This window comes from Lysinibacillus sp. FJAT-14745 (assembly GCF_001275675.1).
Lineage (GTDB): Bacteria > Bacillota > Bacilli > Bacillales_A > Planococcaceae > Lysinibacillus.
Genome location: NZ_LITM01000002.1, coordinates 11,148 through 32,827, shown reverse-complemented (window position 1 = coordinate 32,827; position 21,680 = coordinate 11,148). Strand labels below are relative to the sequence as shown.

Sequence of the window (21,680 nt, the reverse complement as noted above, 5' to 3'; positions counted from 1 at the left end):
GATTTTAAAGAACTACATGCCTTGGTCGAAAAAAATCCAAGCCACATGTGCAAAATAGCCATCTATCCGAAAAAAAAATTAGGATAGATGGCCATTCGTCGTGCGTACCGAGAAGGTGCGCTTATTTTTTTATATTTCGGGCTTACAGAGTGTGGATTGAAACGCGATGATTGGGATTATTTATTAAACGTCCGCCCGTCACTCTCTGTATGGAGAGTGAGATTGAAGTTACATCATCGATTAACTCCCATCTATCTATTTTTTCCTGTTCTAATGAGCATGGTTGCCTATTGAAATTGACCAAAGAAAAAACCATATTTACTTTTTAGCAATTGTCGCCTCTACAGTACCGGTTCTAAATTATTTGTTCAAAATTGAATAATAGGAAGTTCAATGGGGATATAAATAAAATAAAACCGACAATAGGAGTGTGGAGATGGCGACACTTGTTGTAAAGAGAGGAATTATGCACCGATACCAAAGTATTGGGCAGGCGATTCAAGAGGCAGAGCCGGGGGATTTTATTGAAATCCGGGATGGGATATATGAAGAAAGCTTCGAAATTTACAAAAGGCTGACACTTTATGGAGTGGGGAATGTGACCATTAAAGGTGGCGTGTTTATTCGCTATCAGACACTTGTCAATATGCGAAATCTGCGTTTTACTCAAGGGCAGGGTATTTATGTAAAGGGAGATTTACAGCTAGAAAATTGTGTCATTGAGCAGCAAATGGTGCAGGCACAAGTGACCGTAAGCTTCGGTAGTTTAATGATGAAAAATGTTGATATTTTTGCGAGCCTTGTCAATCATTTTGGCTTACGTATTGAAAATGGTTCGAGCGTTATTCTTGTGGATACGACTATCCAGCATCATGTAAAGGCTCAAATCTCTGTGCAAAAAAGTGATATCGCATTGACAAATTGTATGCTGTTGGAAGGGAGAACGAATGGCATTTTTGCAATACAGGATGTAAAGATGGAGATGACGGATTGTGAAATTCATGGACATCAAAAGGCGCAAATTGTTGCTGCCTCCAGTTCAATTTCAATGACCAATACACTTATTCACCAAGGGCAAGATGTAGGGTTGCAAGTTTTCGATAGCTCGAAACTAACGATGGATGGCTGTGAAATCAAGCAACATCAAGACACGCACCTAGTTGTTCATCAAAGTGAGTTGGTGGTGACGGATTCTATCTTTTCTGATGGAGTAGGGAATGGCCTTTATCTTGGCGAGAAATCTAAGGCGATATTGTATGATTGTAAGATCCAACGACATGGGAAGTCACAGTTGGTAATTGAAAATAGTAAAGCGGAGTTTCGTACATGTAGAATAGCAATGGGAAAGGCAACAGGAGTTACGATTGTCAATGAAGCCGATGTATCAATGACAGAGTGTGATCTCCAAGAACATCCGCAATTTCACTTTATTATTGACTCAAGCGGGCTAAAGCTTAATCAGTGCATGATTCAATTTGGGCAGGCAGGTGGTATTTATGGCAATGATCACGCCAAGATTACGCTTCAGAACACAACAATTCGAGAGCTTAAAAGTCATCACCTTTATATAAATAATGCTCGACTATTTACTGATAATTGTACTTTTGAAGACATTAGCGGAAATGCGATTACTTGTATTGATGCTATTTTTGAAGTTGCGAATAGTGCATTTAAAAACTGTCAAGAAGGCTCATATGCAATAGTTTGGTCTGATAAATCAATGGGTCGTATTGAGCGTTGTACGATTGATAAAGCAGATCGTACATTTTTAGCAATGTCTAATCAATCTTTACTGGAGATGGTTTACACAGATTTAACGGCTGTAAAAATACCGGCTATTGTACAAGGGAAGAGTCAGTTATTTATCGAAGGGTTTACAAACGAGACAATATGGAAGACGGATACATCGTCGAGAATAGTTTATTTGCCAGTCAATACTAGCGACAAGACAAAGCACGTTGTATTAAATCAAGCAGAAACAAATGATGTTCAAAAACTGGATGGTAAATTACAAATACCGCTTGAAAATTTACAAAAATTTAACAAAGCTCGTTTGAAGAATAATATTAATAAAACAGTGTAATAATCGATAATAAAGTAGGATGAGTAGTTTCAATTATTTTGAAATTACTTTTTTTGTGAGAAAAAAGCACTGTAATCACGAGGAAAAGTGTATAATTAAGACGAATACATATTAAAAAAGTAAGTGTTTTATCTGCTGCCATTGTTCAATACGATCTAAAACATATTTTATGTAAAAGATTTCGTATTGTGATTTATAAGCTATGACGAAGAATGCTATAATTCGACAAAAGGGTTTGTTATTTTTATAATAGAATTAATAGATGTCAAGAATTGTTATAGTAACTTCATTAGAAAATTATCAATTGGATAACAATGATTTTTTAAATTAATGTAGATTTGGATTGCTTAATTTCCATGTTATATCCTATAATCAGTAAAAATGGTTCTAAAATGGTTGAATAGTTAGTTGATTAAGAAATACGAAAAATGATATTAAAATAATAAATGGATGGGTGAGAGGTGAAAAAAGTATGTTTGGACTTTCGAAAGAAGAAATTATGTTAAAGCTTGAGAAGGTGGGATTAGAGGAGAAGCAAAAAAATGCAATTGCCGACATCTTGCATCTTAATAATATGCGAATTGAGCAACAACTTGCATTTATTATCCACCTAGTAATTGATGAGCGCGAAAGAAATATTTCAAACAGTACATATTTAAATTAATAAATATTACATATCTTTTAATATTCTAAAATAAAAGGACTTTTAAGGTTTGTGTTCCTGTTATAGATCCTTTATATATCGAAAAAATATAAATCACAAGTGTGAAATAAGGTCATTCCATAGAGGGAAGACCTTATTTTTATAATTCCTTCGTAAAACAAATAATGCGGTTTGCCTCGGTGAAACCTAATTTAAGGTGGACTGCTAAACTTTCGAGATTTTGCATTTCACAATCACTCGCGAATTCTTTACATCCTTTATGTTTAGCCCAATGCTCACAACTCATGATAAGAAGCTTTGCAAAGCCTTTCTGTCGATACTGTTCTTTTACGAAGAGTCCTTCTAAATAGCCGACTGGGCTTGAGTGGGTACCTTCAACATAATCTGTTCGGAGTTGACATTGTGCAAAACCGACTGCTTCCTCATCCTCGTAGGCAAGGAAAATCGTAGCGTTTTCAGCATTAATTAGTTGCGTCATTTCCTCACTAAATTCTTCTAACGTATGATTTGGCCAAAGCTGTAGTGCTAATAATGCTGCTGTTTGGGTATCTTCCATAGTGGCTTGTTTAATCATATCGAGTCTCCTTTTAATGAAATGGTAAAAATTGAAACTTTTAATTTTATTAAACGTAAAAAATATAAGATATCAGGCGTGTTGATTAGGAAAAAATAAGTTTATTATTGAGCGATAAAAGGATTTTTTCGTTACCACTTTGCTAATATATTCCAATTTTAACTGATTGTAGCGTGGGGCTACTCGACTCCCGCGGGAAAGCGAGACAGAAGAGACCCTGCACGGAGCGAAGCGGAGGAAGCGGCTCGACGCTCGCCCGCAGGAAGCTTTGCTCTGTGCGAAAGCCAAGCGTCAGCAACAAAGCGAGTAGCCCGTAGCGGAAATCAGCCTCTTTGGATGTATAAAAATGGTTAATCAACACACCTGATAAGATATAAAAGTACAGGGAGGTTACTATTTTTGAAGCAAGCGTTAATGATACTTGATATTCAAAATGATTACTTTAGTGATCAAGCTCGAATGCCTATCGCCAAGCATCAAATTGAGTCAACTATAAATGGCATTAATGACCTGATAAAAAGAGCTGAAAAGTCAAATGTCCCTATCCTCTATATTAGGAATGAGTTTGAGCGAACGCAATTACTTTCCAATCTTTTACGGAAATTTACTGCGTTAAAAGGCAGTAAAGGTGCTGAATTGGATGAACGACTATTAATAACCAAGGGTGCGTATTTTTCAAAAAAGAAAGCGGATGCATTTAGTAATCCCAGCTTAATAAAGTATTTAAATAAGAATGGTATCAAAGACTTAATTTTAACGGGCGTATTTATCGAAGGCTGTGTCACTTCAACAGTGGAAGGGGCTCTAGCTAGAAATTTTGCTGTCACAGTGGTGGAGGATGCAGTCGCAGGTGCTACAGATCAAAGTAGAGAAGTCGCCTTAACAAAGTTAGCTACACAAGACATCTTCATCCTTAGTTCGGAGCAGATCTTGGAAAGTGAAAATGACAAGGGGGAGTTTTGAAATGACGCTTTTACAACGATTAATTGAGCAAGCAAAAAAACCAAGAGGAATCGTAGGCTCACTGATGTTACGAATTATGAATAAGGCACATAGTGGAATGAATACATGGCTAATTAGACAAGAAGCTATAAATGATGGTGATATTGTGTTAGATATTGGCTGTGGGGGTGGAAAAACACTTCAAACCTTATCGAAAATTAATCCAAGTGGTAAAATCTATGGTATAGATTTTTCTGCGCAATCTGTCAAAGATTCCATAAAAACAAATCAAATGGATGTAGCAAATGGAAAAGTGATCGTGACGCAAGCAAGTGTTTCGAGCATTCCGTACTCAGAAAAGTTTTTTGATACGATTACAGCATTCCAAACGCATTATTTTTGGCCAGACTTGGCAAATGATGTGAAGGAAGTATTTAGAGTGTTGAAGGACGAAGGGAAGTTTATTATAATTTCGGAGCTTTATAAAATTAATTATCATATGAAAGCCTATAAAACAAAATCTGAAATTAAGCAGTTGTTTGAAAGTGTTGGGTTTCAAACTGTTACGATACGGGAAAACACACAAAAAGGATGGCTTTGTATAACAGGGATTAAATGATACATAGAAAATGGAGGATATATAAATGAAAAGATGTGACTGGGTGAAGTTAGATGAACCCTTATATGTTGAGTATCATGACAAGGAATGGGGTATTCCTGTCTATGATGATCAGCATTTATTTGAGATGCTCTGTTTAGAAGGAGCACAAGCTGGACTTAGCTGGTGGACGATCCTACAAAAAAGAGAGGGCTACCGGGCAGCTTTCGACCAATTCGATGCTTCGAAAATCATTCTCTATACGGAAGACAAGCTACAGGAGCTTCGTCAGGATTCTCGCATCGTTCGTAATAAACTTAAAATTGCTAGTGTTGTGACGAATGCTCAAGCCTTTCTTAGGATACAAGAGAAATATGGCTCCTTCTCTGAATATATTTGGGGCTTTGTAGATCATCAGCCGATCATCAATGAATGGTCGTCTATAGCGGATGTGCCTGCCACAACAGCAATTAGTGAACGAATGAGCAAGCAATTAAAAAAAGACGGCTTTAAATTTGTTGGAAGTACCATTTGCTATTCATTTATGCAGGCAACAGGGATGGTGAATGATCATGTCGTAGATTGTATTTGTCGCAGAGAGGGTTCAGTTAATGAAAATTAATGAAATTAAGGCACAGCTAGTTAGACAGGCAACCATCTTTAAAACAGGTGGAGTTAGACCTACACATGACCTGCATGAAAGTTGGATTGGCTATGTAGGATGGTCCTTACCTGAAGAACAGAGGCCACAAGGGTTTCAGCCACTAGCGACATTATTTTTAAAGGAACTTCCTTTTGTGCCCGTATCTTTGCAGCATATTGAACTACTAACGTTATTTATCAATGAAGAAATATTTGATCACCTCATAGAAGATGATCTGAGCCGTTTTTTTGAAATAAGAACATATACATCTATAGAAGAGTTAATCCAGCAAAATTGGCAGCATGACCGTATCCGTGCTTTCCCGCTTATTCCAAAACATATTGATAATGACTATCCGACATGGGATGGAGGAGGGATTCCATCTGATGTGGAGGATGAAATTTTGAGGTTAGAGCACGAGGAGGATTTTGAATACTTCGATGATATCGTAAAGGAAATATACGCTATCCATAAAATAGGTGGCTATCCAGCTTTTTGTCAAAGTGGTCATGATTACGGTGAGGACTTTCCCTTTGTATTACAGATCGCCTCAGACGAGAAGGCGTATTTCAATATTGTCGATAATGGAAATTTCTATTTCTTTTTTAATCCAGAGCTAAATCAGTGGCGTGTGCATTGCGATTTTTATTAGTAGTGAAATCATAAATCTATAAGGAATAAAAGAAGCAAATACAGCATAACTAAGATTGATGTTACAGTTATACGTCCATTGATGACATGAATAGGAGGAATAATGATGAGGAGGCATAGTTCCGAAATTAGGAAAGTAAAGAAGGTGAAGAAAATGGAAAACAAAACAGTTATTAAGAGCGGTATTAGTTTTGGTTCGGTATTGGCCATTACTATTTCTTGGAGTGTAAATCATTCAATATTATGGGCAATCATACATGGTTGTTTAAGTTGGTTGTATGTAATCTATTACGCACTAATAAGATAAAATGTGACTAGCATGTGGAATCCAATCAAAGAAGTGGGATAAGTGTGGAACCTGACGCTGTGCAATTGTTTAGCGATACATTGCAGCGTATACATACAATAGTGAATATGTGCTTCATTCATAACTTTTGAGCATTTAGCATAAATAACAAAGTGCTCTTTTTTCGATGAAAAGCTCATATTAAGAAAGATTGCTGACATCTTTCCATGTATCGTAGAAGAAAGGTTGATAGGATGACACATCAAGTGACCGCCACAAGCAATATTGATTTTAATGCTACAGGCGTTGATGAAATATTACAAAATGTAGCTTTTATATTATCTACTTACGTAATATCTTGCCCTTTATACAGAGATTTTGGTCCACCTTTCCAGCTTGTCAAAAGACGTAATACCGCTCGTCTTATTGAAAGCATTCAACGTTTCGTGCCACAAGCTATAGTTATAGATGTTGATTATCTTGGAGATGCATATGTAGGAAAATTAGAACCCGTTGTGAAAGTCATCGTAAACGAATAAACGACTAAGGTGAATGTTATCCTTTACCTTACATCAATTTGCCAGGCTATTTAAATGTTTGCCTGGCAAATTTTAATAGCTATGTAATAAAACATAAATTTCAAAGTGGGGTTAATTCATTAAGATAAGCGTATTCTATTAAAAAGAAGAAATGGAGAGAATGTATGAGAGGGTTAATAAAAGGCCTTTTTGTTATATGTTCCTTGATAGTAATAACTGCAGCCTTGATGAAGTATAATCAGCCTTCGATTGAAAGACCCATTGTTCAAAAAAATCCTGATACAAATTATGCTGATGAAATTGGTGAAAAATTACAAAACACAAATTTTACGCAAAAAATTATAGTAGCGTTACGAGCAGCAGGCTATTTTCCAGATAGTACGATCGGCTATTTAATTGAATCTCCAAACAATCAAGTAATCACTATACAATTACATAATTTAGATAAACTTGAAAAGAGTACAGAAAGTGAGATCCAAAAGATCGTCAATAGTATTGCAGAAAATAATGATCTTCAGTTGTTTATCGTTAATCTCAAACTTATTGATGTTCATTAAACAACATTTAGGATGGTTAGGGACCTCTAATAGTTACAAAAAAATTATGTGCTATAATCAAGAAAAGAGGTGATTATTCTGAGAATTTTAGTTATAGGTGCCACAGGGCGCGTTGGTAGCCACATTGTTTCACTAGCGTTACGAGATGAACATAGCGTTACAGCTTTAGTACGTAACCCAAATAAGCTGCAAATAAATGATGAAAATTTACATATTGTAGAAGGAAATGTCTTAGAAAAACAAGATATAGAAAAAGTCATGGCAAATGTTGATATTGTGATGAGTGCGTTAAACACAGATGGCGCAAATACATTAACGGAAAGTATGCCGCTAATTCTTGACGCAATGGAAAAAGAGCATGTGAAAAGAATTATAACTATCGGAACAGCTGGTATTCTACAAAGTAGACAGACACCAAGTATTTTACGTTATCAATCGAGCGAATCAAAAAGAAGATCAACCTTTGCGGCAGAGGAGCACCATAAAATCTATCATTTATTAGAGAAATCTAACACTGATTGGACAATCGTCTGCCCTACATACTTACCCGACGGTGAATACACGGGTACTTATCGTATCGAACGAGACTTTTTACCGGAAGGTGGGGCAGAGATATCTGTAGCAGATACCGCGGAGTTTGCTTATCGGCAAATGCAGAGCAAGGAATTTCTGAAATCGCGAGTAGGGATTGCCTACTGATTTCCTACACAACTATATAAGTATAAGAAGCGGATAAAAAGGGTCTGATAAAAGCCAATAGGTGTAGATGTGCGTTAATCGAAGTAGGATTAACGCTTTTTTGTTGATAAGGAAATTAATAAATTTGTGTTTGTGGATACTAGAGCATACGTTCGAGGGAAGTAGTTATTTCAGGTGGCATTTTAATTCATACGAAAAATTCGTTTAAAAATATTTAGCAAGTATTGAAATTGTAAGAGAACGATACACCTTAGTAAAATTGCAATTTAGGCCAATATTTCACGGAATGATCGACTGAATAATTTTTTACAGCCAGAATTATGAATTTGAGTGCATTTTCAAAAGCTAAAAGTGTTATACTAATAAGCACGTTATAAATTGAGGAGTTAGACAGTATGAAATATTTTAAACCACAAATGCAGCAACTTGTGAAAGAAAACCGTGAATTGCATGATCGTCTAAAAGAGTTAATGGCCGAAATGGATTTGCAAAAAAATTATGCTTTAAAAGCTCTATACCACGCTGAAGTAGCGGACGGTGGACGCTATCAGCAAGATTATCAAGCGTTGGACTATTTATATAAATAACGCGAAATGAGCAAAAACACTTTAAACAAAATAAAAGGACAGAATCCATTCTTTTGGTTAAAATGAAAGCTCTCACACAACCAGGAGCGTATCTGTCTGATGAATAGATTAACACATCACCAACAACGACCCCTAAAAAAGTAAGAAAAAACAAGAAGTCTTTTATATTCGAAGGCTTCTTATTTTTATCAAAATACATGATTGAATTTTCTCATTTAATGATTACAGATATATTCTAAACTTATTAGGAATGAGAGAAGGACAACATATAGGCTATGGTAACAAAGAAATCTCACATACTTTATATCAAATTAAATTTAAAAAATACTAGTATTAGAATTATGACAATTAAAATAATCCACCAACTAGCGCCAAAAGCTAAAAGTATATAAATAAATCCTATTAAACATGAAAGTAGAAATATTGATAATAAAACATTAATAAGATTCTTATTTTTCATTTGTTTTATTTCTCCTTCCAGTTAGATATCATATCGTGATAATAGTAGGCTCTACAAGCTGCAACATACTTTTTTCTAGTTATATGAGTACCATACCATTTGCAATCAAAACTTAAAAATCAATTTTTTCTGATAATTGAACAAATTTTGATAAAACAAAAACTGGACCTTCTCTATGTAGGGAAAATTATAAAAATATAGTGCTTGAGGTCAGCATAGAAAAGTGACCTCAAAAAAGATTTGAAAGGTTAGATTTGCTTAAAAAATGTGTACTCTATTGTATTAAAAATAGTTGAATCATCTATTTTTCTTTGCCATTTCGGCTAATTGTTGATAAATAATATCTTGATAGTTTATGTTTCGCCATAATGTAATAACATCCAATTCTGCAAGTTCTTGAAGGCAGCTTTGTATAAATTCGTATGCGATAAAATAAGCTAAGCGATTAATACCAAATCGTTTACCTCCATTAATAGAGAACCATTCAAAATACACTGCTCTTGCATCGAGTGCAGTTAAATCGCTTAAAAACTCTTTAATAATGATTTGTTTATTATTTGTAGCAAATGTAATCCACTCTAAATCTTCTTGAAATGTAAAGTATTCATCTTTCCTCGCACTTACCATTTTTGTAGAAAAATACGTTGCAATGCCTTCCTGTAAAAACCAAGTGAATGGGCTCTCCCTGTCTACCATTGCCCAATCAATGCCCTTTTTTTCGGATAATAAATGGTGTAAAGCGTGCCCAAACTCATGAGCAATAATAATTTGTAAATGGTGATCTTGAGGGGAAAGTTTCTCTAAGCAAAATGCAATTTCTGTATGATTTGTTGGTAAGTAAAAGCATTACTGCCATATAAACCTACAATCAGATGTACATCCTTTGTAAATGTGATCTCGTACATCTGTTCATAGTTCCTTGCGATATCACTAATAAGCTTAGGCATTTTATCTTTTATCTGAATTAACGCTGAAATCTTTTCCTTGTGCTTTTGAATAGCCATCTTCATTTTTTCATCTACATTATGGCAATGAAATCGAAAGTATTCTTCAAAATGACTTGCATGCTTTTCATAATATTTCTTTAAATAATCAATGGTAGGCAGATAATTATCGGTGAAATCTGTAACGGTATCATGAATGAACATATTCGTCTCCCTTCTAGTCAATCATCCCTCAGATAGAACTAAATAGCGTTTAACCACATTGTCATATTTCACGATTAAAATATCATCACGTTCTTTTACAGAATAAATCTTTGCACCAATCGGTAAATGGTTAGCAGTACCATTTTTAAAACCTTCAGCTTTCGTTGCATTAAATTTTATCTCACCAATATATTTATCTTCTTTGAGTTCAAGTTCATCGATCCATTCTATATTGGTGTTTAAAATGTTACCTTCCCATTGAAAAATATCTGCTTGGTTGTTCAATCTTAATACTTCTGCTGCATCAGGTTTTTTAGATTCATGAGTATCTACTGTGACTGTTGCATTACAACCAACTAAAAATAAACTAAACAATACCACAAATAGTAAACAGGATTTTTTCTTCAATAAATTTCACTCCCAAATTAATTCGGTTGATACTTACAGTTTAATGGAAAAAATGGCGGAGGTAAATATTACAAACCTCTAAAATGCTTATTGTGAAATAATGGGAAATAAAAAGAGGAGGATGACTGATAAACTGTGTACAAATGTATACGATGAAAGGGGGATACCAAATGAGAAGCGAAAAATTTAAGGAATTTCGAGAAGAGGGACATCATCGTGGGGGACGTCACAGAGGGAGAGACGGCTCTCATCAACGCGGAGCTAAAACTTTCCGACGTGGAAGAGCCATTGCTTTTTTAGAGATGATGAATTTAAAGCGTGCAACGATTAAGCAACAATTAGAGCAACCAGAGTTTCAATCTATTCAGCCCATATTAGTGGGTGAATTAAAAGCCATTGATATGATCATCAATGAGTTCATACAATTATTTGAAATACATGAAAGTGAAACGATGGCTACATCTGACAGTGAAGAAGATAATAAAAAATCTTTAAATCATGAAGAGGAAGGGAAGAACCTGAATGAAAATAATTAATCATTACATTGATACTGTGTTTCATAGCGAAGACTCAATTTTAGAGGGGGTCATTACATCCATTGAAGAAAACGGAATGCCCGCCATTTCTGTTTCTGCTTCCTCTGGAAAACTTTTAACAATGCTTGTCTCAATGACAGGAGCTAAAAACATTCTTGAAGTAGGGGCTCTCGGTGGATATAGTGGAATTTGTCTAGCAAGAGGGTTCGGCAGTGATGGAAAATTAACCTCTCTTGAATTAGAGGAAAAATACGCGCAGTTAGCTTATGGTTATTTATCAAAGGCGGGTTTTGGTGAACAAGTTACATATATAACAGGGCCTGCATTACAAAGCCTTGAAGTGCTGGCGCAAAGTAATGAACGATTCGATTTTTTCTTTATCGATGCGGATAAGGAGAATTATGAAAACTATTTAAATTACTGTGTACAGTTAGCAAATCCCGATGCGATCATAGTTACTGATAATGTGCTTGCTGCAGGAAGTGTGGCAGATCCAAATGCCAAACCAAAACGATATACGGAATTGATGAAGAAATTCAATGTAGCAGTCGCAAATCACCCTCAACTAGAGTCGATTATTATTCCAATTGGTGATGGTATGACACTTTCAAAAGTGAAGAAATAAGCACCATATTAAATACGAGAGGCACTGACGGACCGCATGTTAGTGCTTTTTTTGATTAGGGTGTTTTCTTAAAGATTGTTTGCTATTCAACTAACGAAGTAAGTTAGTTGAATGGATTTTATAACTTTATTCCATATGATTCGTTTAACTGTATTGAAAGAAATTATTTATAGTATCTTGAGGAATGATTTTGTTAAAAAATAAATGGTTCGAGGAGGTACTTTGTTTAGGTATATAGTGGATGGTGTATATCATTTTTCCGATGGATTGTAAGCAAATTATGCATTATTCTTGCGGTCGGAATTAAAAAAGGAATACTTCTTGTGGAATTTATGATACTAAGTTTTATTCAGTCTAGCGATATTATTGTGCTTACTTTTATTAGTAGCAAGGAGGGGAAGATTGGATAGGATAAAAGAAAACATGAAAATGCCAGCTGTGAAGTTCTTTATTTTCGTTATAGGCCTTGATTTGCTTATATTTTTATTAAAGAGTAATAATTATTATTTTTACATGCTTGTAGGCATTGGATACGGTTATTTATTTCCTGCCAAACTGACACTGATTTCTTTTTATCTGTTTGCGAATTCTCTTAAAGTAAGAACATATATAGTCGTTTTAGTATCAATTTTTAGCATTCTAATTATATTGGGAATTTGGTTAACTTATTTGTTCGCGGAATTTGATGTTAACCGCATTGATTCTCCAACAGGTGAAGATGCACTGATCAATTGATTAATAATTCTTAGCCTACCAGTATAAATAATCGAGTATCCATCCTGCAATCCCAACTGTAATTCCTCCAATAGTCAAACCTAACATTAATTCTAAGAAAAGTTTTTCCGTCTAAAAAAAGCAGTTTATCTTAAAATAACCTTAAAATTAAATAAATAATATTAATTATTACTTGAATTTTATTTAATCATTGTTTAACATTATTGAAAAGGAGGGGTGATATGAATCGTGATGAAGTACCAGCTTGGATTTTGTCTTTAGATAAAGAATCTGTTGAATTTATAAGAAAATTTATAATTAATTCTGGGTCTTTAAAGAATATATCTAAAATTTATGGTGTATCCTATCCGACAGTAAGGATTAAATTAGATACATTAATTAAAAAAATTGAACTGAACAGCAATACTGAAGACGTGGAGTTTGTAAATATGATTAAAAATTTGGTAATTGATGAACGGTTGAGTTTAGAAACGGCAAAAATGATTATTGATAAATATAAAAGCGAAAGGAATGATGAATAATGGATCCAATTTATAAATGGATAATAGCCATTTTAATAGCCATTGTAATAATAGGAATTCAATCTTTTTTATCTAGAAGAACAAAAGTTTACTGGGGAGCAATTGTACCTATTCTATATTTAGTTTTTATTTTCGGATGGTGGTCCTTTAGAATGGATAATGTCAATACATCTTCACTTATTAAGGCTGCAGTTGGTGGTTCGGTGTTTTTATTAGGAACTTGGGCTAAAGGAAGGGAATCTCTAAAAAATAAAAGAAAGAAAGAATTAGAAAAAATGAAGTTACATGATATTAGTTAATGAATACAGAAAATAGAGTGATTAAACTTTTTGCAAGATATGCTCATACTATTGCTTTTAAATAAAATGTATTAGTGGATTATTTTATTAAACTTTAATTCCAAGCTCAAAAGATTCTCTTTTCATATCTAAAAAATGAAACAACGACAGAAAAAATAAAAGGGCCACATTTGTGACCCTGCAGAAGTCTCCCGCCGCTATAGTTGGTAAGATGAATGCGGATTTAAGATGCTTTTCAACGGGTGTTCAAACACCTGTAACTGCCGCTACAAAAGACAATTGTAACTGCCGTTTCTCTTACATTACATAAAACATCTGTAGCTGACGCTTTGCTTTCGCTACAAAAACATTTGCTGAAAGAAGTTAAAGCCTTCAGCGGATGTCACGGCATAATTGGTTCTTATTATCTGATATGCTTCTAAGTATTTTAGTTTGCTCCTGCTGCAAGTTTATTAATTTGATTAGAAACCAAATGATAAATGCGGCAGGAATAATTTAAATTAATATAACTAAAAGTGGTATAAATGCAAAAATAATTTACATAACGTATCCTTTTTTAAACAGCCGGAAAAGTCTTTTCTCTCGTTACTCCAATCCTAGACGTAATATTGGATAAGGGCGACCTGAACTATCTGTTGGTTCTTCACTGACAATCGTGAAACCATTTTTCAAATAAAACATCTTTGCGTTTTCATTGTCTTTATTAACATCAACAGACCTTATATGAAAATCTTTAATGAGTTGTTGTATTATTTGTTTTCCATAACCTTTTCCAATTTCAGCAGGTTCTAAAAATAGCATTTCTAAGTGCTGACTATTTGTACCTGAGAAACCTATCAATTTATTTTCCGCATACCAAAGTCTCACATCAAGATGTGGGAAATACATAGGAATTTCCTGTTTAATGTCTTCCTTATCTTTTAAACTTAAAAAATCATGGGTTTTGGTAACGGATCTATCCCAAAGATTTATAATAGTCTCATAGTCATTAGTTGTTGCTTGTCTGTTTTTCATAATGTTCTCTCCTTTTTCTCTTCATTATCACGCTCCTTTCTATTTTTTCTGTGAAAAAAACTTTTCATCATTGGGTTGGGAGTCCGAAAACTCATGAATGTTTTATTTGAAGATCTTAATGATGTAGCACCAATCAAAATAAATTTTCATTTTCTATGATCCTCTCGATTTAGGAGATTTGTTCTACTATATGTAGCAAAAATTTTAACGTGTGGTACTAAGTGTTACAAAATAATAAAAGGGCCACACATTCATGACCCTTAGTATCAAGTCAGGAGGTATAAGGCTAAATTAGCTTTACATTATTAAATATATGATGTAGATGTAATATAAGTTAGTTTTGTGCCTGTGAAATAGATTCATTAAAAATTAAATTTTCAAATCACAAAATCCTAGACTTAACTAATTTTAGTTCCGTTTGGTACAGGTTGATCAGGAGATAATAAAATCACATCACCTTCTACAGGAACTCCGCCAATCACTAAAACTTCAGATTTAAAGCCAGCCACACGACGGGGTGGGAAATTAACGATTGCTACTACTTGCTTATTAATAATTCCTTCTGGCGTATAGCGTTTAGTAATTTGAGCAGAGGATTGCTTGATTCCCATATCTTCTCCAAAATCAATTTTCATTTTAATGGCAGGAACCCTTGCTTTCGTTAATTCTTCAGCATGGATAACAGTGCCAATTCTAATGTCAAGGTTCATAAAGTCTTCTATAGTTGCCATAAAATACTCCTTAATTTTCAATTTGTATAAACTCTTGTAAATTCTTTTTGATCGCAGTATTTATTTTTGTTATAGTAACTGGATTGATATTTTCGAATATTGCATAAAGCGATTCAAATGATGCATGGAGCTCTTTGTTATCATTTAATTCATCTCGAGTGATTGAAAAATTCTCTAATGTAGTAGGGTGATTATGTTGTTTTAGTTCCTGTTCAATTTTCTCAAGGAGTAAAAGAAAAGGTTCATCATTAAAATACTTAAAACATGCTTTGAGAGCTGCCCATTTTTTAGGCTGAGCCATGAAATAAGCACTCCACCAATATAATTCGATATGAGATTTACTAATGTGGTTATAATAAACATAAAACATAAATAATGCTCTTTGACCTTCCGTAAGTTCCTCATAAAAACGTTCTTTCACACCGATAGTAGTTTCTTCGGACATTCTTACCTTATAAATCTTTATGAGTGATTCAAAACATCTTTGACTTAGGTTGGAGCAATTAAAATCAAGATCATCTTCTTTTACCTTTATTATCAAAATAATCACACTCCTTCCTAATAATATAACATTATGGAATTGGAATGTGCGATTTTAACATACAGTTTGGATTGTTATTGGTTTTATATACAGCTAAAAGAACAAAATTCAAAGCATTTTTTAGTTTAAACCTCAAATAATAATAATTAGAAACAGGTGTGTTGATTAACTAATTTTATCTAATTCTAATGAAAGTAAAGGCTGATTTCCGCTACGGGATACTCGCTTTGTCGCTGACGCTTCGCTTTCGCACAGAGCAAAGCTTCCTGCGGGCGAGCGTCGAGCCGCTTCCTCCGCTTCGCTCCGTGTAGGGTCTCGGGCCAACACGATGTTGGTCATGAAGGCGTTATCACAGGATGTGATGGTTTTAGCCTTCGTTCCTCTATCGCTTTTCCCGCGGGAGTCGAGTAGCCCTTCGCTACAATCTATAAAATTGGCATTATTTATACGGTAAATTTTTATTAGGAAGCTGAGGAATAAGGGTGAAATTGTTCAATAAACCCCTAATCAACACGCCTGAATTAGAAATAATTATTTGCAGGAGGTGAAAACTTGAGGAAATATTATCTGCTGATCGCTTTGTGCTTTTTCGGGGTATTTTTATTTTTTTTCAATGAAAAATCTTATGCAGACAAAGGAAGGAAGTATTACGAAGAAGCAGGACAAATTTTGTGGGATATTAATACGGATGAAAAAGTGATCGCCTTAACCTTTGATGATGGTCCTCATAAAAGTACACACCTGACATTTTTATAAATGTTAATCCTCACCAATCCTCATTTATTAAGGATTGGAGCAATGGTATACCTACACCAGTCATAAAATGAATAAGCTTTTTAAACTAATGGGTGCGTTTCTTCTACAAGTTTTATATAATCAGAAAATACAATATTTTCAAACAGGGGTGAAAAAATGAAACAAATTATTGCATTAGGAGGGGGAGGCTTTTCTATGGAGCCTCATAATCCATTATTAGATACATATATTTTACAGCAGTCTAACAAGGCCAATCCTAAGATTTGCTTTGTACCTACTGCAAGCGGGGACTCGGAAAATTATATTGCAAAATTTTATTCTTTCTTTAAATCACAACAATGCATTCCGTCCCACTTATCACTTTTTTCGCCTCCGACTCGAGATTTAGAAAGTTTTATTATGGAAAAAGATATTATTTATGTTGGCGGAGGAAATACTAAAAACCTTTTAGCTTTATGGAAAGAGTGGTCGTTAGATAGCATTTTTAAGTCAGCTTGGCATGAGGGAATCCTTTTAACAGGCATTAGTGCTGGTTCAATTTGTTGGTTCGAGGAAGGAATAACAGATTCATTTGGAGGAGATTTAGAGCCGATAACATGTTTAGGGTTTCTTCCAGGTAGTAATTGTCCTCATTATGATGGAGAGATCAATCGAAGACCAGCTTATCATAATTTGGTTAAAGCTAATAAACTCTCATCTGGAATTGCCGCTGATGATGGAGTAGCAGTTCATTTTATCGATCAAGAAATCCATAAAATCGTTAGTTCAAAACCTAATGGTAAAGCATATAAGGTCTCCTTGGATAAAGATATCGATGAGCAAGAGTTAGCTGTTGAATATTTAGGAAGTAAAGAGTCAAGCAAGTAACATAAATACCCTATTGTACAAATTGCAATAATGTTAAGTATATGCATCTGATCATGCATAACACGCAATCATGTAAGTGCTAAAACAATCTTATGAGGATTAGTCTGTACATTTATATGATTTGAGTTTTTAAATAAAAAGCAAACTTAGCGCTATAAAAATCGAAACAAAATATGGTAATCCAACGCAAAATAAGGATAGGGGGGATTTGCATTGAGATATTTTTTAATTGGCATATTCTTATCACTTTGCGGCGTTTTAATATCGATGATTTTGTGGGGAATGGAAAAGATTTATTTAATTTCAGGAACGGTAGGCTGTATTTTTATCGTCATTTCAATGGTTTTTTCAGGGTCCATGGTTAGTGGGGATAGGGTTAGGGCAAACTTTGCTACCGAAACAACAGAACATCGGGATGAGCGCAATAAAATTACTGTAAATTCCTTATACATTGCATTACCCAATATTATTGTAGCGATTTTATTTTATTATTTCAGTAAATGATACTGAATGGAAAGAACGCTCAGAACTTTTGAGCGTTTTTTGAATTTCTAAAAAGGTGAACAATCAAAATAAAAGGTCACTCGGACAAAAGTGACCTTTTTTGTTTTAACTGTAGTATTTTAGGCTGGTTAGTTATCCTACTATTACTAGGTAAATGATATTTAGCAACAGAAGTTATGGAAATGATTAATTGTGACAATGATAAATAGCATTAACTTTTTTCATTAAAGATTTGAATACAAACTAAAGTATTAGAAAATTTAATACATGAATGTTGTACCAACAATAATTAAAAGAATGAAAAGAACTACAATTAAGGCGAATGCTGAACCATGGCCTCCACCATGGCCTCCACCATGGCAATGGCCATAGTAACCGCCACCGCCGTAGCCACCACCGCCGTAGCCACCACCGTAGCCACCGCCGTAACCACCGCCATAGCCACCGTAACAACAGTTACCAAAATTCCCACCGTAATATCCCATAAAATATCCCTCCCTTCTACAGTCTATATTATGTTTAGGCGTAGAAAGGAGGGGAGGTATTCATCTTGGTTTTACTCCTTAGGTTTAAAAATTCGATAAAATTTTTTTGTCACATATTATGAGGAATTACTCAATTGAAAAAGGGGTCACCTGGAAAAATGTCGCTTAGATTTTTGATTTTAGGAAGTAAAGTATGTAGACAATTAATAAACATTTGATATTTGGAGAAAAATAATAATGGACTAAAAAGATCCCCTTGAAGTAGCAATGTAATCCATGTCTAAATTCAAGGGGAGAATTTAAAATCCTAATAAGGTTCCTAGCTGATTTTTTTGATGCGACCTCTGTTTTTTAAAATTTTATCTGTTTCAATACCTGCATTGAAAACAGACAATACCATAATAAAGAAAAATAGTATTTGAACAAACCTATCTGCTGTCCAATATCCCAAATAATTCATAAATACAAGGATGACAAATAAAATAGCAGTAATAATGGGAGAACAAATGCGTAATTTACGAGACATTTTATATCCTCCTTTTTCCGTTAATAAAATCACACTCTAAGGTTAACATGAAAATGGATTAAAAAGTAAAAAAAGAGCCTAAGACTCTTTTTAACTTCTTTCAGCAACTGTTTTATGTAACGAAAGTGAAACGTCAGTTACAAGTGTTATGGCAGCGAAAGCGAAGTGTCAGGTTACTTATGAAATAAAATATGTAAGCAACATTTGAATGTAGAATAATAAAATTGAAACTATTACAAATTTCGTATAAAATAAGGAAGGTTCTAGGAGGTGTTTGTACTATGCCGTTTTTTGGATGGGCTATTCTAACTTTTTCAATTGTGTGTTACTTACCTTTCTTTATCTGGCTTTCTGCTAGTTATCTAAGTAACGGTGATCAATCAAAAAGAAAAAATAATTATTGGTTATTGTTGATGTCAGCGGGTTTATTAAATTCATTGAATACTTTCTTATTTAAGATTCAAGATACATATTTTTTAGCAGTAACAGTCATCGTCATTTTATTATTTAACCTTTACATGTTTTTCATCGTTCGGAAAGATAAAAGAAAAGTATCGTTTAGATAAAAGTGATGGAATGGCTTACGAAATGTTTTAAAATGACACAATGTGAGTAAAAATGAATGTCCCCTTGAAGTAGACCATGCAATCCATGTCTAAATTCAAGGGGATATTTTAAAATTTCTATAAAGTTTTTCTTTTGACTCAGCCTCTGATTACGTTTTAAAAATTATAATCTAAAGGAATTAAAAGACTCTTTTTAAAGTGGTTTATTAATCATTTGTTGCCATACCAAAGTTACTACTGTACCTATACATATACAAACGGCATATATAATACCGCTTACGTTACCCCAAAAATCTAGCCCAAAAGGTAATAGAAAAGTAGCGATACCTACTATGTATGAGAAAACACCAAATAGCTTAGCTAGTTTATCTTTATTGCCAATAAAACTATCTTCTTGATAACCCGCAATAAGCCACAGTTTCTTTTTTACATGGATAAGATAACCCATAAAAATAATAATTAAAGCAAGAACAATACAAGTAATATATCCACCAATCATTTTTCGTCACCTCACTTATGTTGGTTCTAATAAATATACGAATATAATTAGAAGAGGTTTTCCAAATTATTACTGAAGATGATTTATTAGATCGCTACAGTCAAATTAAACGATGGAACTACTAAAGTAATGTTAGAAAAGCCACAGAGTTATTGTTCGTGGAACTTTAGAAGAAAATCTCATCATACAAAATCTGAGATAACTCATCAGAAAATGCTTATATTTTTATCAGTATAGGTATAAAAAATGAGTGGGATTTGGATAACGATGAAAGAGAAGTAAATAAGGGTCACTCGAACCAAAGTGACCCTAAACCACAAACTAGGAGGGCAAAGCTAGGTTAGCTTTACACTACTATTAATATGCTTTGATAGTTATGTTTGTATAGTGAAATGCCTGTGAATTAGATTAAAAAATGAAAGTTACAGGTGAATTTTTAAAATTATGTATAAGTCACATCTACTACATGTTCTCCTTATTTATTTGAACGCAATATAAGTAATAAGCGTAGCAGCTATAATAAAGGGCTAGGAGACTAAAAAAGGAAACCTTGTTCAGATAATCAAACATTGCTAATACTAGAAGACCGAAGCCGAATAAATGAAGCATCAAATCAAATGCTCTTGATTTGGCGTTTTGCCTTATTACAATATTTCGTGCATCATTTTCCTCAATAAGCTGTGCCTTAGTAGTTTTCTTTTCATCTACCAATTTAGTGATGCCCATACCTAATAGCATCACGCCACAAAATCCAACTCCTATTGGTACTAAATCCATTCGAATAAAAGGTATGTTTAAAATTGCTGCACCAACAACACCTAAAATGATACCCGAAAATATAAGTAATGAACCAACAATTATCACTGACCATAATAGCTTATTTTTCTTGATTCGTTTTCTTCTTAGAAAAAAATGTCGAAATATCTTAAGACTGAATTGCATCTGAAACTATTAAATATCTCAGTTTTCTAATGTAATTAAAAAGCTTCACATGTATGAAGCTAGAGCCTAAAAGAAGGTTTGTTCCTTAACGCTGCTTGTAATATTAAGTGTGCAAACTTATGGTCATTAATTACATAAGGTATTTCTTCCGGCTTAACCCAAATGCGCGAAATCGTTTCATGCTCTCGAAGAAATGAGAGACACTCTTGAATTTCCATGCTATAAAACATTTGATAGCCGATTAAAGGGTACTTACTATCCGCATTGTATAAAGGGTTCTCTTCGTGACTGACTTCAATTGCACCAATATAATTGATATGCCCCTTCACATAGCCTTCTTCAAATGCCTCTCTATGAAATGCTTCTTCAGGTGTTTCTCCTTTTTCTATATGACCTCCAGGAAAGTTAAATCCTCTTCCGTCTACATGAACTAACAAAACATTCCCTTGATAAAAACAAACTCCATGTACACTTGTTACTTTGCTGTAATCTTCAATACTTTTATTTTGTAGCCAAGTCAGTTTAAGATGGTGTCCGCTCCAGTTCACATAAATTTGGTTTTTCATCTGTATCCGTCCTTTTTGTTAAATCCTTATATTTCCATTTTAGTAAATTAAAGGTTCATCACCATAACTTGGGGTTGACCACAAAAAATTCAATAAATTTCCATTAAAGTATAGAAAAAAAGTGAAAA

31 protein-coding genes are annotated in these 21,680 nt (G+C 34.0%); 19 read left to right on the top strand and 12 right to left on the bottom strand.

Annotated features, from left to right (window positions below; genetic code table 11):
* Window positions 1–436: 436 nt before the first annotated feature.
* Together AMS59_RS01625 and AMS59_RS01620 are read left to right on the top strand one after the other, a co-directional pair.
* On the top strand, window positions 437–2,083 hold the full coding sequence (locus AMS59_RS01625) for a right-handed parallel beta-helix repeat-containing protein (protein ID WP_082337345.1): 1,647 nt from the start codon (window positions 437–439) through the stop codon (window positions 2,081–2,083).
* A 472-nt stretch (window positions 2,084–2,555) separates the two neighbouring features.
* Window positions 2,556–2,747, top strand: a complete 192-nt coding sequence (locus AMS59_RS01620) for a hypothetical protein (RefSeq protein ID WP_053482032.1) — start codon at window positions 2,556–2,558, stop codon at window positions 2,745–2,747.
* Between the two features lie 139 nt (window positions 2,748–2,886).
* Here AMS59_RS01620 and aac(6') read toward each other — a convergent pair whose 3' ends face one another.
* Complete coding sequence (gene aac(6') / locus AMS59_RS01615) at window positions 2,887–3,321, bottom strand: aminoglycoside 6'-N-acetyltransferase (RefSeq protein ID WP_053482031.1); 435 nt, start codon at window positions 3,319–3,321, stop codon at window positions 2,887–2,889.
* A 399-nt stretch (window positions 3,322–3,720) separates the two neighbouring features.
* On the opposite strand from aac(6'), the gene AMS59_RS01610 reads away from it, so the two are divergent.
* The 8 genes from AMS59_RS01610 (at window position 3,721) to AMS59_RS01570 (ending at window position 8,823) form a co-directional block, all read left to right on the top strand.
* Window positions 3,721–4,284 (top strand): cysteine hydrolase family protein, encoded by a 564-nt coding sequence (locus tag AMS59_RS01610; protein ID WP_053482030.1) that lies wholly within the window; start codon window positions 3,721–3,723, stop codon window positions 4,282–4,284.
* A 1-nt stretch (window position 4,285) separates the two neighbouring features.
* On the top strand, window positions 4,286–4,882 hold the full coding sequence (locus AMS59_RS01605) for a class I SAM-dependent methyltransferase (RefSeq protein WP_053482029.1): 597 nt from the start codon (window positions 4,286–4,288) through the stop codon (window positions 4,880–4,882).
* 25 nt (window positions 4,883–4,907) lie between these two features.
* A complete protein-coding gene (locus AMS59_RS01600) occupies window positions 4,908–5,483 on the top strand; it encodes a DNA-3-methyladenine glycosylase I (RefSeq protein ID WP_053482028.1) in 576 nt (191 codons plus the stop codon).
* A complete protein-coding gene (locus AMS59_RS01595) occupies window positions 5,473–6,156 on the top strand; it encodes a DUF1963 domain-containing protein (RefSeq protein WP_053482027.1) in 684 nt (227 codons plus the stop codon). The genes AMS59_RS01600 and AMS59_RS01595 overlap by 11 nt, the downstream gene beginning before the upstream one ends.
* A gap of 551 nt (window positions 6,157–6,707) precedes the next feature.
* Window positions 6,708–6,980 (top strand): hypothetical protein, encoded by a 273-nt coding sequence (locus AMS59_RS01585; protein WP_234007655.1) that lies wholly within the window; start codon window positions 6,708–6,710, stop codon window positions 6,978–6,980.
* A 164-nt stretch (window positions 6,981–7,144) separates the two neighbouring features.
* Window positions 7,145–7,537: a hypothetical protein gene (locus AMS59_RS01580; RefSeq protein WP_156304527.1), complete on the top strand. Its 393-nt coding sequence runs from the start codon at window positions 7,145–7,147 to the stop codon at window positions 7,535–7,537.
* Between the two features lie 78 nt (window positions 7,538–7,615).
* Entirely contained in the window at window positions 7,616–8,236 is a 621-nt protein-coding gene (locus AMS59_RS01575; RefSeq protein WP_053482750.1) for an NAD(P)-dependent oxidoreductase, read from the top strand.
* A 395-nt stretch (window positions 8,237–8,631) separates the two neighbouring features.
* Window positions 8,632–8,823 (top strand): hypothetical protein, encoded by a 192-nt coding sequence (locus AMS59_RS01570; protein WP_053482024.1) that lies wholly within the window; start codon window positions 8,632–8,634, stop codon window positions 8,821–8,823.
* A gap of 757 nt (window positions 8,824–9,580) precedes the next feature.
* Here the strand turns inward: AMS59_RS01570 and AMS59_RS01565 are convergent.
* Genes AMS59_RS01565 through AMS59_RS01555 form a run of 3 tightly spaced genes read right to left on the bottom strand, consistent with a single transcriptional unit; the run spans window position 9,581 to window position 10,839 of the window.
* Window positions 9,581–10,045, bottom strand: a complete 465-nt coding sequence (locus tag AMS59_RS01565; protein WP_369814302.1) for a hypothetical protein — start codon at window positions 10,043–10,045, stop codon at window positions 9,581–9,583.
* Window positions 10,046–10,083: 38 nt separating this feature from the next.
* Window positions 10,084–10,431: a hypothetical protein gene (locus tag AMS59_RS01560; RefSeq protein ID WP_053482022.1), complete on the bottom strand. Its 348-nt coding sequence runs from the start codon at window positions 10,429–10,431 to the stop codon at window positions 10,084–10,086.
* Between the two features lie 21 nt (window positions 10,432–10,452).
* Window positions 10,453–10,839, bottom strand: coding sequence for a hypothetical protein (locus AMS59_RS01555; RefSeq protein ID WP_053482021.1), 387 nt, complete (start codon window positions 10,837–10,839; stop codon window positions 10,453–10,455).
* A 170-nt stretch (window positions 10,840–11,009) separates the two neighbouring features.
* Here AMS59_RS01555 and AMS59_RS01550 point away from each other — a divergent pair, with 170 nt between their 5' ends.
* The 5 genes from AMS59_RS01550 (at window position 11,010) to AMS59_RS01530 (ending at window position 13,555) form a co-directional block, all read left to right on the top strand.
* Entirely contained in the window at window positions 11,010–11,375 is a 366-nt protein-coding gene (locus AMS59_RS01550) for a hypothetical protein (protein ID WP_053482020.1), read from the top strand.
* The gene (locus AMS59_RS01545) at window positions 11,362–12,000 is read left to right on the top strand and encodes an O-methyltransferase (protein ID WP_053482019.1); all 639 of its coding nucleotides are present in this window, start codon (window positions 11,362–11,364) and stop codon (window positions 11,998–12,000) included. The genes AMS59_RS01550 and AMS59_RS01545 overlap by 14 nt, the downstream gene beginning before the upstream one ends.
* A gap of 402 nt (window positions 12,001–12,402) precedes the next feature.
* The gene (locus tag AMS59_RS01540; protein ID WP_053482018.1) at window positions 12,403–12,735 is read left to right on the top strand and encodes a hypothetical protein; all 333 of its coding nucleotides are present in this window, start codon (window positions 12,403–12,405) and stop codon (window positions 12,733–12,735) included.
* A 221-nt stretch (window positions 12,736–12,956) separates the two neighbouring features.
* Entirely contained in the window at window positions 12,957–13,256 is a 300-nt protein-coding gene (locus tag AMS59_RS01535) for a DUF2089 family protein (protein WP_053482017.1), read from the top strand.
* Entirely contained in the window at window positions 13,256–13,555 is a 300-nt protein-coding gene (locus AMS59_RS01530) for a hypothetical protein (protein ID WP_053482016.1), read from the top strand. The genes AMS59_RS01535 and AMS59_RS01530 overlap by 1 nt, the downstream gene beginning before the upstream one ends.
* A gap of 585 nt (window positions 13,556–14,140) precedes the next feature.
* Here the strand turns inward: AMS59_RS01530 and AMS59_RS01525 are convergent.
* From AMS59_RS01525 to AMS59_RS01515, 3 genes are all read right to left on the bottom strand, one after another.
* On the bottom strand, window positions 14,141–14,569 hold the full coding sequence (locus AMS59_RS01525; RefSeq protein ID WP_053482015.1) for a GNAT family N-acetyltransferase: 429 nt from the start codon (window positions 14,567–14,569) through the stop codon (window positions 14,141–14,143).
* A gap of 398 nt (window positions 14,570–14,967) precedes the next feature.
* Window positions 14,968–15,300 (bottom strand): chaperone CsaA, encoded by a 333-nt coding sequence (gene csaA, locus AMS59_RS01520; RefSeq protein WP_053482749.1) that lies wholly within the window; start codon window positions 15,298–15,300, stop codon window positions 14,968–14,970.
* A gap of 10 nt (window positions 15,301–15,310) precedes the next feature.
* Window positions 15,311–15,841 (bottom strand): hypothetical protein, encoded by a 531-nt coding sequence (locus tag AMS59_RS01515; RefSeq protein ID WP_053482014.1) that lies wholly within the window; start codon window positions 15,839–15,841, stop codon window positions 15,311–15,313.
* Between the two features lie 552 nt (window positions 15,842–16,393).
* Between AMS59_RS01515 and AMS59_RS26105 the strand changes: the two genes are divergently transcribed.
* The 3 genes from AMS59_RS26105 to AMS59_RS01500 all read left to right on the top strand — a co-directional run bounded on the left by AMS59_RS26105 (window position 16,394) and on the right by AMS59_RS01500 (window position 17,968).
* On the top strand, window positions 16,394–16,597 hold the full coding sequence (locus AMS59_RS26105) for a hypothetical protein (protein WP_053482013.1): 204 nt from the start codon (window positions 16,394–16,396) through the stop codon (window positions 16,595–16,597).
* Window positions 16,598–16,753: 156 nt separating this feature from the next.
* Complete coding sequence (locus AMS59_RS01505) at window positions 16,754–17,464, top strand: peptidase E (protein WP_053482012.1); 711 nt, start codon at window positions 16,754–16,756, stop codon at window positions 17,462–17,464.
* A gap of 213 nt (window positions 17,465–17,677) precedes the next feature.
* Window positions 17,678–17,968: a DUF5316 domain-containing protein gene (locus AMS59_RS01500; protein ID WP_053482011.1), complete on the top strand. Its 291-nt coding sequence runs from the start codon at window positions 17,678–17,680 to the stop codon at window positions 17,966–17,968.
* 260 nt (window positions 17,969–18,228) lie between these two features.
* Here AMS59_RS01500 and AMS59_RS01495 read toward each other — a convergent pair whose 3' ends face one another.
* Both AMS59_RS01495 and AMS59_RS01490 read right to left on the bottom strand, forming a co-directional pair.
* Window positions 18,229–18,453 carry a YjcZ family sporulation protein gene (locus AMS59_RS01495; RefSeq protein ID WP_053482010.1) on the bottom strand — a complete coding sequence of 75 codons (225 nt, stop codon included), beginning with the start codon at window positions 18,451–18,453 and terminating at the stop codon, window positions 18,229–18,231.
* A gap of 319 nt (window positions 18,454–18,772) precedes the next feature.
* Entirely contained in the window at window positions 18,773–18,979 is a 207-nt protein-coding gene (locus AMS59_RS01490) for a hypothetical protein (RefSeq protein WP_053482009.1), read from the bottom strand.
* Window positions 18,980–19,260: 281 nt separating this feature from the next.
* On the opposite strand from AMS59_RS01490, the gene AMS59_RS01485 reads away from it, so the two are divergent.
* On the top strand, window positions 19,261–19,545 hold the full coding sequence (locus tag AMS59_RS01485; protein ID WP_053482008.1) for a hypothetical protein: 285 nt from the start codon (window positions 19,261–19,263) through the stop codon (window positions 19,543–19,545).
* 193 nt (window positions 19,546–19,738) lie between these two features.
* Here AMS59_RS01485 and AMS59_RS01480 read toward each other — a convergent pair whose 3' ends face one another.
* The 3 genes from AMS59_RS01480 to AMS59_RS01470 form a co-directional block, all read right to left on the bottom strand.
* Window positions 19,739–20,044 carry a DUF3784 domain-containing protein gene (locus AMS59_RS01480; RefSeq protein ID WP_053482007.1) on the bottom strand — a complete coding sequence of 102 codons (306 nt, stop codon included), beginning with the start codon at window positions 20,042–20,044 and terminating at the stop codon, window positions 19,739–19,741.
* A 462-nt stretch (window positions 20,045–20,506) separates the two neighbouring features.
* Window positions 20,507–20,908, bottom strand: a complete 402-nt coding sequence (locus AMS59_RS01475; protein ID WP_156304526.1) for a hypothetical protein — start codon at window positions 20,906–20,908, stop codon at window positions 20,507–20,509.
* 137 nt (window positions 20,909–21,045) lie between these two features.
* Complete coding sequence (locus tag AMS59_RS01470) at window positions 21,046–21,552, bottom strand: NUDIX hydrolase (RefSeq protein WP_053482005.1); 507 nt, start codon at window positions 21,550–21,552, stop codon at window positions 21,046–21,048.
* Between the last annotated feature and the right edge of the window lie 128 nt (window positions 21,553–21,680).